The following is an 8,893-nucleotide window of genomic DNA, read 5'->3' as shown; positions in this document are numbered from 1 at the left end:
CAAATCAATGCCCCGCCTTTTCGGTCTCTACTTTCGGAGCCGCTTTCGGTTCCAGATCGGCCTTGTCGATCGTGCCGCCGCCCTGATGCATCACATTCGCTTCGATCGCCTTGACCGCACTTTCAGAGCGGCTCAGGAACGGTTTCGGGAAATACACCCATATAGACCATCAACATGATCAGCGGTATCATCAGCCCGATCTCACGCCAGCTGAGGTCCGCGAGTGACTTGTTTTTGTCATTCGTGACCTTGCCGAAAAACACACGCTGAACCATCCAAAGCAAATAAACGGCTGCAAAGATGACGCCGGTTCCCGCCGCCATGGTCGCGATGATGTTCCAGTTGACGGCGGCCGTCACTCCGAGAACGGTCGATTTGAACATTCCGACCATGATCAGAAATTCGCCGACGAATCCATTGAGGAACGGAAGGCCGATCGAAGCCATCGTCGTGATAACGAAAATGGTCGCGTAGATCGGCATCACATTCGAAATCCCGCCGAACTGCGTGATCTCCCGCGTATGACGGCGTTCGTAGATAAATCCGACGAGCAGGAACAACGCACCGGTCGTAACGCCGTGGGCCAGCATCGTGAACAGGGCACCCTGCATTCCGGCCTCAGTGAACGAGAACATCCCCAAGATCACGAAGCCCATGTGGGCGACCGACGAATACGCAACGAGGCGTTTTACATCGGGCTGGACCATCGCGACGAGAGCTCCGTAGATAATGCCGACGATCGCGAGCGTGATAAACAGCCACGCCCATTCGCGGCTCTGGTCAGGGAACAAGGCGAAATTAAACCGCATCAATCCGTACGTTCCCATTTTGAGCAGCACTGCGGCAAGTATCACCGAACCGGCCGTCGGGGCCTCGGTGTGTGCGTCAGGCAGCCATGTGTGGAACGGGAACAGCGGCACCTTGATCGCAAACGCCAGGGCGAACGCCATGAACAGCAGCGTTCCTGTTCCGGCCATTGCTCCGCTGAAACTCATCGTGCCGATCTTGAACGCGTTTTGTATCGCCACCAGATCGAAAGTTCCGGCAAAGCCCGTCTGATCGGCGTAGATGAAGTACAGCGAGATGATCGCGACCAGCATCAGCAAACTGCCGAGTGCGGTAAAGATAAAGAATTTGACCGCTGCGTAGATGCGGTTCTCGCCGCCCCAAATGCCGATGAGGAAAAACATCGGAATGAGCGAAGCTTCGAAAAACAGATAGAAAACAAGCAGATCCAAGGACACAAAGACGCCGATCATCGCCGATTCGAGCAGCAGCAGAAAGATGTAAAACGCCGTTACGCGCTTCTCGACCGCATTCCATGTCGAGATCACGGCGATCGGCATGATGAACGTCGTCAAGATCAGCAGCCAAAAGCTCAGCCCGTCAACGCCGACGTGGAAATTGGGGCTTATCGCACTGATCCACGGCACGTTCTTTTCGAACATATAGCTGCCCGAGGCCGCGGCCGGTTTTGCGAACATCAGCAGCGAAACCGCAAAATTTACCAGCGTAAAACCAAGCGTCAGCCATTTGATCTGGCCTTCCTGCTTCCAAAACATCTGGTGCGCGAGCGTCAGCACCGCACCGAATACCGGCAGCAAGATCAGGATCGCTAACAAATTTTCGTATAAAAAGTTCATATCTAATGTTCAGAGTGCAAGCACTAGCTTGTTTTGTCGTAGCGTCGAGACAAGCTAAAGCTTGCACTCTGAACCTTTTAACTAACCAATTTCAAACCGTAATAGATAAAATACCCAACGACGATCAACGCTCCGACGACGATAACGGCCGCATAGCTGCGGACGTAGCCGACCTGAAGACCACGTACGACGTTACCGGCTTCCATTACAAAACCGCCGATCCCGTTGACGATGCCATCAATAAAGCCGAGGTCAAACCCTTTCCACAATCCCTCGCGGGACAATTTCGTGATCGGATCGACAATATAGCCGTTGTAAAGTTCGTCGAGCCGCCATTTTTGTTCGAGTATCTTCGGCATCTTGCGAAGCGGGTTGCTGCGGAACGCAAACCAGCCGATCGCGATACCAATGACCGCCATCACGACCGAAAGCCCGGCGAGCAGTCCTTTCTTTTGCCCACCGCAGGCTCGTGGGCCTTTGCATTTTCCTTTGCGGCGATCGCCGTTTCCATTTTGTTTTCGGCGACGACCGGTTCGAGCACATGTTCGAACGCGTTCGCTTCCTTGATACCGACCAGCGAACTCATCGCGTACGGCACGCCGACCAAACCTCCGACCGTCGACAGGAACGCCAGTATGATCAGCGGCACGGTCATCACCCACGGCGATTCGTGCGGCTTGAAACCGGCGGGCAGGGCATGGTGATGCTCGTCGTCGTCATCGTGATCATCGTGGGCGTCATCGTGCCATCGTCGTGGATGGCGGCGGCATGGTCGTGAGCTTCTTCCGGCAGAACGTCGTGAAAACGCTCTTTGCCCCAGAATGTCATGACCATCATTCGGGTCATATAGACCGCGGTCAGGACCGCCGTGAATCGCGCGATGCCCCACAGGGATCTCTTCGCCCGGGAATACACCCGCCGGGAAATACCTATCGGCCGCAAATGTCTTATAAAGGATCTCGTCCTTCGAGAAAAAGCCTGCCCAGATCGGAATTCCGCAGATCGCCAGCCAGCCCATCGCCATCGTGATGAACGTAATAGGCATGTGCTTTTTCAGGTTGCCCATCTTTCGCATGTCCTGCTCGTGGTGCATCCCGTGAATGACCGAACCGGATCCGAGAAACAAAGCAGAGCTTTGAAGAACGCGTGCGTCATCACGTGAAAGATCGCCGCGATAAACGCTCCGACGCCGCACGCGAGGAACATGTATCCAAGCTGCGAAACGGTCGAATAGGCGAGCACCTTCTTAATATCGTTCTGCGCGATCGCGATCGTGGCCGCAAATATCGCGGTCGCCGCACCGATTATCGCAACGATCCACATCGCGGTCGGGGACATTTGATAGATCGCGTTGGAACGGACGACCAGATAAACACCGGCCGTGACCATCGTCGCCGCGTGGATAAGTGCCGAAACCGGCGTCGGGCCGGCCATCGCGTCCGGCAGCCAAGTGAGCAGCGGTATTTGTGCTGATTTGCCGGTCGCACCGATAAACAGCAGCACGCCGACCGAGGTCAGTCCGCCGGCGAAGATCGCTCCCCATGTGAACGGATCGGCCGACATATTTTCACGACGAACGTGAAGACGCTCTTAACCTGTTCGCCGTCAACCACCTTGTCAAAGAACGAGATCGAACCGGTCATCGTGAAGATCAGGAAAACTCCCATCAGCACGCCCCAGTCGCCGATCCGGTTCATGACGAACGCTTTTTTCGCCGCCTTTCGGGCTTCGTCTTTCTTGAGTAAAAGCCAATGAGCAGGTATGAGCAAAGGCCGACGCCTTCCCATCCGACAAACATCAGCAGAAAATTATCTGCCAAACGAGCGTCAGCATCGAGAACATGAACAGGTTGAGATAAGCGAAAAAGCGGTAAAATCCTTTGTCGCCCTTCATATAACCGGTCGCAAAAATATGGATCAGCAGACCCGACGAACGTAATAAAGCAGGCGTAAATGCCGGTCAGACGGTCCATTCCGAGCCCAAAATCCGCACGGAAATCCGCCGACCTGTATCCAGGTCCACAGATGGTCGAGGATCGGTTTGCCCTCAGGATGACAACGCTCCGGCATGCAGCGCCAAAGCCGAACGCGATGTGAAACGCCACGATCATCGAAACGACGATCGTCCCGCACCCGACCACGCTGCTGAACAATTCGTTCTTCAGCCGCCCGCCGATCAGCCAATTGATCATGGCACCGGCCAGCGGGGCAAAAATATTAGACTTAGGTTATTTTCAACCATTATCTCCTTCGTTTCGGGTCCTGCGAACAGGAACCATGTTAATTCTTCATCAAACTCGCGTCATCGACATCTACCGAGCGGCTGTTGCGGAAGAACGCGATGACTGATACCGCGGCCACGGCGGCGACGGCCATTACCATAAATACAAAAAGCTGCCCGGTCGTATCGGCGTAATATCGCGAGAACGCGACAAACGTCAGATTGACCGCGTTGAGCATCAACTCAATACACATGAACATCCCGATCGCGTTGCGTTTGAAAATAACGCCGACGCTGCCGATCGTGAACAATATTCCTGATAACGCCAGATAACTGGCTAAGCGCGGTTCCATTTCTTAGTTAATCCAAAGTCCAAATCCAAAAACCTTACTATTGTGCGTCGTGGTGTCGTTCCGACTCGCGGTCGACCACGAGTTCGAGCTGCGGCTGTGCCAAACGCCTTGCCAAAATTACCGATCCGATCACCGCCATCATCAGCAATATGCCGACGATCTCGACCGGCAGCAGATATTCGCTGTACATCGCATGGCCGATGTCCATTGTCTTTCCGGCCGTCGTGTTCGGATCGACCAGGTGATTCGGGGCCTGCATTACAGCGTAAAAGATGAAAAACGTCTGTGCCAGCAATAGCACGCCGAGTCCGCCGCCCAGTGCGTACAGGTATCGCAGACGGTTGAGCGGTTTGTCGTCGTCCAGGTTCAAAAGCATAATCACGAAAACGACCAAAACCATAATCGCGCCGGCATAAATCAAAATCTGCACGGCGGCGATAAACGGCGCGGCAAGCGTTACATAAATACACGACAGCGAAATAAACACGCCAACCAACGAGATCGCGCTGTAAAGCGGATTTTTGTGATAGACCATCGAGATCGCACTAGCGATCGCAAGGCCGGCAAATAAGAAAAATAAAACAGTTCCAACCATAAGAACCTTTTTCAACGCAGAGGCCAGAGGACACAGAGAAAACTTCGAAAAGCAACGGATGCTTACCCTGCGTCCATCTGCGATCTGCGTTAATACCAACGATTCAAAAAAACACCACCACGATCGTCAGGATCACATTTGCGATCGCGACGGGCAGTAGAAACTTCCAGCCGAAATTCATCAGCTGGTCAAAACGAAAACTCGGCAACGTTCCGCGGATCCAGATGTATAGGAACAAAAATGCACAGATCTTGCCGATAAATCCGAAGTGGCTGATGAGGGCGTAGCACCGTTCCCAACCGAGCCAAGCTTCGAGTCTTGCGTCGCAGCCAGCCGAGGCCCGGAATGTACCAACCGCCCAGGAACAGCACCGTACACATCATCGAGACCGTGAACATATTCACGTATTCAGCCATGAAGAACAGTGCAAATTTGAGTGCCGAATATTCAGTATGAAATCCCGCTACGAGCTCTGTTTCTGCCTCAGGCAGATCGAACGGCACTCGGTTGGTCTCGGCAAATGCTGCGATCAGGAATACAAAAAATCCGATGATCTGCGGAATGATGTACCATTTGAACGGCGAATTGATCTGCCCGTTGATGATGCCGTTGAGGTCCAGCGATCCGGCCAGCATCACGACACCGATGACCGAGGCTCCCATTGCGAGTTCGTACGAGATCATCTGGGCCGACGAACGAAGGCCGCCCATCAGGCTGTATTTGCTGTTCGAAGACCAACCCGCGAGGGCGATACCGTAAACGCCGACTGACGTGATCCCGAGTACAAACAGAACACCTACGTCGATCCGGGCGATCGTGAGCGGCATATTCATCGCCTGTGGCACGAGCCAATTTATCGCATCGACCAGCGAACTGCCGACAGCCGGTATCCAACTGACTGCAGAGATCAGATAAGGCGAGACCCATGTCAGCGGATCCTTGATCCTCGGCCCGAACGGATACACAACGATCGGCATCAACGCACATGTCAATGCGACCAACGGTGCGAGAAAATAGACGAATTTCGTCGATTTATCCGGAACGAGGTCTTCCTTAAAGATAAATTTGAGCAGATCGGCGAACGGCTGCAAAACGCCCCACGGGCCGACACGATTGGGCCCGATGCGGCCCTGGATCCAGCCCAGGACCTTTCGTTCGGCAAGCACAGTATAGGCAACGATCATCAACACCATCTGGAATCCGATCAGGATCCCAACGGTGATAACGATGAAAGGAAATGCCGTTTTTAGAACCTCTTCCATAAAAACTATCTATTTGGCCGGAGCGCTCCGGTCCGACGCTCCAACGCGGCCGCCACACTATCTTCACGCGGCATTCCGTCAAGACCAAACTGAGCCAAGCGGCGAAACCAGCAGATTTGCCGGCTTCGGATTGCCGTTGCGAGCAGGTGAAACTGCTGCGTCTTGCTCGTCATCGTTGTCAAACGATGCAATTTATGCCCGAACTTCGGACGTCTGTGATTTTTTTCCGCCGCATCGCCCATCGCCTCGACCTTGCCTTTCAAGGCCTGATCTGAGCCGAAACATCGCCGCCTGAGGTCGCGTATTTCGCCTGAACCGGTTCCGATTCGTCTTTCAATGCCGGATAACGCAGGCCTTCGTACGCCGGCATCGCATCGCGAGGTTTCGGAAAACCGCCGATGCTGACCAATCAGGTGCGATTTCAGCGCCCATTTCGCGGGCGATCATTGCCGTGATCATCCAATCTGGTTTCGACTGATGAACCGGCTCGATCGCCTTGCGAACACGCTGCACATTGCCCGCATTGTTCGTAAACGTACCGTCAACCTCAGCAAAACTCGCCGCCGGAAAGACCACATCTGCGTGATCGGTCGTCTCGGTCTGGAATAGTTCCTGAACGACAACAAAGTCCTTGCCGCCAGAACGCTCGCGTCCTGCAAACTGCCGCCGATAAGCAATGCTTTTGAGCTTTTAACGACCTCGTCGACCGATTTGCGTCCCGGCGTCATGTCGTTTGCACCGACCGAGTTGTTATATCTCGGCAGCGGATGCAAGCGTCACGCGGCGATCGTCCGCCGCAAGTCCTGCCGCCGAGGCCGCGATCGCGGCCTGAGCCTCAGCCGAAAGTTCGCCGCCGAACATAATGATCATTCGCCCGTCGGTTCGTTGATCGTCTTTCCGGCCGGCTCGATCTCGTCGCGTCGATGCCCAGTTTGCCGGCGCCGTTTGACCTGCTTCCGCCATCCGCAAGAGCCAATGCAAAAGCATCGACTGAGCCTGCGTTTGCATGAACAAACTGAGTCGCACGCCGCGAAAGATTGATCGGAGTGTCGTTGACGCAGATGAACTTCGCACCGCCGTTTCGCACGGCCTGTCGTATCTGTTTCGCCGTGTAGGTCTGTTCCTCTTCGGGCTCGCCGCCGATCAGGACGATCGTTTTGGCAAACCGAATTTCTTTGTGCGTGCAGAGCGGGACGCTCAGATTATCAAATACCGGAGCGAGATCGGAACGTCCGAGACCGCGATATTGCCGCTGCCGGCCGCTTCGTTCGCAAAACGGTTGAGCGTGAAGATCGCTTCGTTCGTCAGCCTCGGGCTGGCGATAACGCCGACGTTCTTGCCGTGCTCCTTTAACTTGTCAGCCGCAAATTTGATCGCCGCGTCCCAAGTCGCCGGAATTAGCTTTCCGCCTTTCGAATAGCGGATCATCGGCGTTTTTGATGCGGTCGTCGTGGTTGACGAATTCGTGGGCAAATCGTGCCTTGACATCGAGAAATTCGCCGTTCAGACCGTTCACATAACGGTCGCGGGCGACGACGCGGTGAACCTTGCCTGCTCGCGAACCGATCGAAAGCTGCATTCCGTCCGAGCCGTAAACGTCAGTCGTAACGGTCTGTTCGAGTTCCCAAGGCCGCGTTTCGTGGCGATAAACACCGTCGAGCAAAGTTCCGGTCGGGCAAACCTCGATGCAATTGCCGCACTGCGAACAATTTAGCCAGCCGCCATACGTGCCAATTACAGTATTGACGCCGCGATTGCCGGCCTCGATGGCGTCCTCGCCCATCCACTCGTCACAGACTCGCGTGCAGCGTTTGCAAAGGATGCATCGCTGCGGGTCGTTGGCGACGATCGGCGAAAGATATTTTTCGGGTTCGCGGTTCTTTTTCTCGTAAAACGCTCTTCGACATCGCCCCAGTCGAAGATGACTTCCTGCAGTTCGCATTCGCCGCCGCGGTCGCAAACCGGGCAATCGAGCGGATGATTGGTCAGCAAGAATTCGCCCATCGCACGCTGGGCCTTTTCGACCTCTTCGGACTCGGTGGTGACGACCATGCCGTCGGTACATTTGATCGTGCACGAGGTCTGCAGCTTCGGCATTTTGTCGATGCGAACCAGGCACATCTGGCACGAGGCCTGGACCTCAAGGTCCTGGTAATAGCAAAACGAAGGAATCCCAAACCCCTTGTCGCGGCAAACGTCGATCAGCCGAGCACCGGCGTCGACGTCAAATTCCTGCTCGTTAATTGTTACTTTTATCTGTTCTGACATTAATTCTTTCGCGTATATCGCTCGGTCGCTTTTGTCGCCCTCGGCCCATGCGCCCCCGGGCCCGCCCCGCCGCCGGGACAGCGCTGACCTAGCGGCGTTTTTTGTCAAATTCAACCTTTTTGCTTTTTCGCCGTTTTCGCTGGCTTTTCTTCGGCCGGTTTTACCGATTTCCCTTTTCGTTTCGGTCGCGACTTGCCAAAGCTGCCGGCAAATATCTTGCCTCGTCTTGATCGTTTATCACCTTTTCCCATTTTCGACTCCTTACCATCGGCGTTATTGCGGCCTTTACTTAGTCATTAAAAAGCCCGATGAGATAAGTCTGCACATCGGTGTTGGCTCCGAGCTTATTGTGCTCTTCGCAAATGAATTTCTTCGCTTCCGGATTCAATATCGACGGCACTTTTGCGATCTTTCGACTGCGTGTCGGACTCGAGCGATCTGGTCGTCACGACTACCGTCGCCCGGCGACAACATTACGGTCTTTAATTCGTCCGAAGTCACCTTTTCGCCGCCATTCTTAGTAAATCCGTCGGCTTGAAGAGCGTTTTCCAT

13 protein-coding genes and 3 pseudogenes are annotated in these 8,893 nt (G+C 54.5%); all 16 read right to left on the bottom strand.

Features of this window, described 5'->3' with window-relative positions; translation table 11 throughout:
* Nucleotides 1-4 precede the first annotated feature (4 nt).
* The gene (locus IPK01_08580; protein ID MBK7933540.1) at nucleotides 5-157 is read right to left on the bottom strand and encodes a hypothetical protein; all 153 of its coding nucleotides are present in this window, start codon (nucleotides 155-157) and stop codon (nucleotides 5-7) included.
* Nucleotides 123-1,643: an NADH-quinone oxidoreductase subunit M gene (locus tag IPK01_08575; protein MBK7933539.1), complete on the bottom strand. Its 1,521-nt coding sequence runs from the start codon at nucleotides 1,641-1,643 to the stop codon at nucleotides 123-125. Before IPK01_08575 ends, IPK01_08580 begins: the two co-directional genes overlap by 35 nt.
* A gap of 77 nt (nucleotides 1,644-1,720) precedes the next feature.
* Nucleotides 1,721-2,062 carry a hypothetical protein gene (locus tag IPK01_08570; GenBank protein ID MBK7933538.1) on the bottom strand — a complete coding sequence of 114 codons (342 nt, stop codon included), beginning with the start codon at nucleotides 2,060-2,062 and terminating at the stop codon, nucleotides 1,721-1,723.
* Nucleotides 2,062-2,298: a hypothetical protein gene (locus IPK01_08565; protein ID MBK7933537.1), complete on the bottom strand. Its 237-nt coding sequence runs from the start codon at nucleotides 2,296-2,298 to the stop codon at nucleotides 2,062-2,064. Before IPK01_08565 ends, IPK01_08570 begins: the two co-directional genes overlap by 1 nt.
* Nucleotides 2,298-3,206 (bottom strand): annotated as a pseudogene (locus IPK01_08560) (hypothetical protein). The gene IPK01_08565 and the pseudogene IPK01_08560 overlap by 1 nt, the downstream one beginning before the upstream one ends.
* Nucleotides 3,158-3,834 (bottom strand): annotated as a pseudogene (locus IPK01_08555) (hypothetical protein). The pseudogenes IPK01_08560 and IPK01_08555 overlap by 49 nt, the downstream one beginning before the upstream one ends.
* An 88-nt stretch (nucleotides 3,835-3,922) precedes the next feature.
* Complete coding sequence (gene nuoK / locus IPK01_08550; GenBank protein MBK7933536.1) at nucleotides 3,923-4,216, bottom strand: NADH-quinone oxidoreductase subunit NuoK; 294 nt, start codon at nucleotides 4,214-4,216, stop codon at nucleotides 3,923-3,925.
* A 37-nt stretch (nucleotides 4,217-4,253) separates the two neighbouring features.
* Nucleotides 4,254-4,811 (bottom strand): NADH-quinone oxidoreductase subunit J, encoded by a 558-nt coding sequence (locus tag IPK01_08545; protein ID MBK7933535.1) that lies wholly within the window; start codon nucleotides 4,809-4,811, stop codon nucleotides 4,254-4,256.
* A gap of 103 nt (nucleotides 4,812-4,914) precedes the next feature.
* Nucleotides 4,915-6,073, bottom strand: a pseudogene (gene nuoH, locus IPK01_08540) (NADH-quinone oxidoreductase subunit NuoH).
* A 333-nt stretch (nucleotides 6,074-6,406) separates the two neighbouring features.
* The gene (locus IPK01_08535; protein ID MBK7933534.1) at nucleotides 6,407-6,751 is read right to left on the bottom strand and encodes a molybdopterin-dependent oxidoreductase; all 345 of its coding nucleotides are present in this window, start codon (nucleotides 6,749-6,751) and stop codon (nucleotides 6,407-6,409) included.
* Between the two features lie 72 nt (nucleotides 6,752-6,823).
* On the bottom strand, nucleotides 6,824-7,087 hold the full coding sequence (locus tag IPK01_08530) for a hypothetical protein (protein MBK7933533.1): 264 nt from the start codon (nucleotides 7,085-7,087) through the stop codon (nucleotides 6,824-6,826).
* A gap of 183 nt (nucleotides 7,088-7,270) precedes the next feature.
* Nucleotides 7,271-7,501, bottom strand: a complete 231-nt coding sequence (locus IPK01_08525) for a molybdopterin-dependent oxidoreductase (GenBank protein MBK7933532.1) — start codon at nucleotides 7,499-7,501, stop codon at nucleotides 7,271-7,273.
* Complete coding sequence (locus IPK01_08520) at nucleotides 7,431-7,856, bottom strand: 4Fe-4S binding protein (GenBank protein MBK7933531.1); 426 nt, start codon at nucleotides 7,854-7,856, stop codon at nucleotides 7,431-7,433. The genes IPK01_08525 and IPK01_08520 overlap by 71 nt, the downstream gene beginning before the upstream one ends.
* A complete protein-coding gene (locus IPK01_08515; GenBank protein MBK7933530.1) occupies nucleotides 7,808-8,341 on the bottom strand; it encodes a (2Fe-2S)-binding protein in 534 nt (177 codons plus the stop codon). The genes IPK01_08520 and IPK01_08515 overlap by 49 nt, the downstream gene beginning before the upstream one ends.
* Nucleotides 8,342-8,451: 110 nt before the next feature.
* Entirely contained in the window at nucleotides 8,452-8,592 is a 141-nt protein-coding gene (locus IPK01_08510) for a 30S ribosomal protein THX (GenBank protein MBK7933529.1), read from the bottom strand.
* Nucleotides 8,593-8,725: 133 nt separating this feature from the next.
* Entirely contained in the window at nucleotides 8,726-8,893 is a 168-nt protein-coding gene (locus IPK01_08505) for a hypothetical protein (protein MBK7933528.1), read from the bottom strand.

This window comes from Acidobacteriota bacterium, from assembly GCA_016713675.1.
Classification (GTDB): domain Bacteria; phylum Acidobacteriota; class Blastocatellia; order Pyrinomonadales; family Pyrinomonadaceae; genus OLB17.
The sequence above is the reverse complement of the archived record's forward strand: the minus strand, read 5'-3'. Positions and strand labels throughout refer to the sequence as shown.

Coding starts and splice junctions, on each gene's coding strand:
- IPK01_08575 (MBK7933539.1), bottom strand. CDS start 1,643: ATGAACTTTTTATACGAAAATTTGTTAGCGATCCTGATCTTGCTGCCG.
- IPK01_08570 (MBK7933538.1), bottom strand. CDS start 2,062: ATGGCGGTCATTGGTATCGCGATCGGCTGGTTTGCGTTCCGCAGCAAC.
- IPK01_08565 (MBK7933537.1), bottom strand. CDS start 2,298: ATGACCGTGCCGCTGATCATACTGGCGTTCCTGTCGACGGTCGGAGGT.
- nuoK (MBK7933536.1), bottom strand. CDS start 4,216: ATGGAACCGCGCTTAGCCAGTTATCTGGCGTTATCAGGAATATTGTTC.
- IPK01_08545 (MBK7933535.1), bottom strand. CDS start 4,811: ATGGTTGGAACTGTTTTATTTTTCTTATTTGCCGGCCTTGCGATCGCT.
- IPK01_08525 (MBK7933532.1), bottom strand. CDS start 7,501: ATGATCCGCTATTCGAAAGGCGGAAAGCTAATTCCGGCGACTTGGGAC.
- IPK01_08520 (MBK7933531.1), bottom strand. CDS start 7,856: ATGGGCGAGGACGCCATCGAGGCCGGCAATCGCGGCGTCAATACTGTA.
- IPK01_08515 (MBK7933530.1), bottom strand. CDS start 8,341: ATGTCAGAACAGATAAAAGTAACAATTAACGAGCAGGAATTTGACGTC.
- IPK01_08510 (MBK7933529.1), bottom strand. CDS start 8,592: ATGGGAAAAGGTGATAAACGATCAAGACGAGGCAAGATATTTGCCGGC.
- IPK01_08505 (MBK7933528.1), bottom strand. CDS start 8,893: ATGGAAAACGCTCTTCAAGCCGACGGATTTACTAAGAATGGCGGCGAA.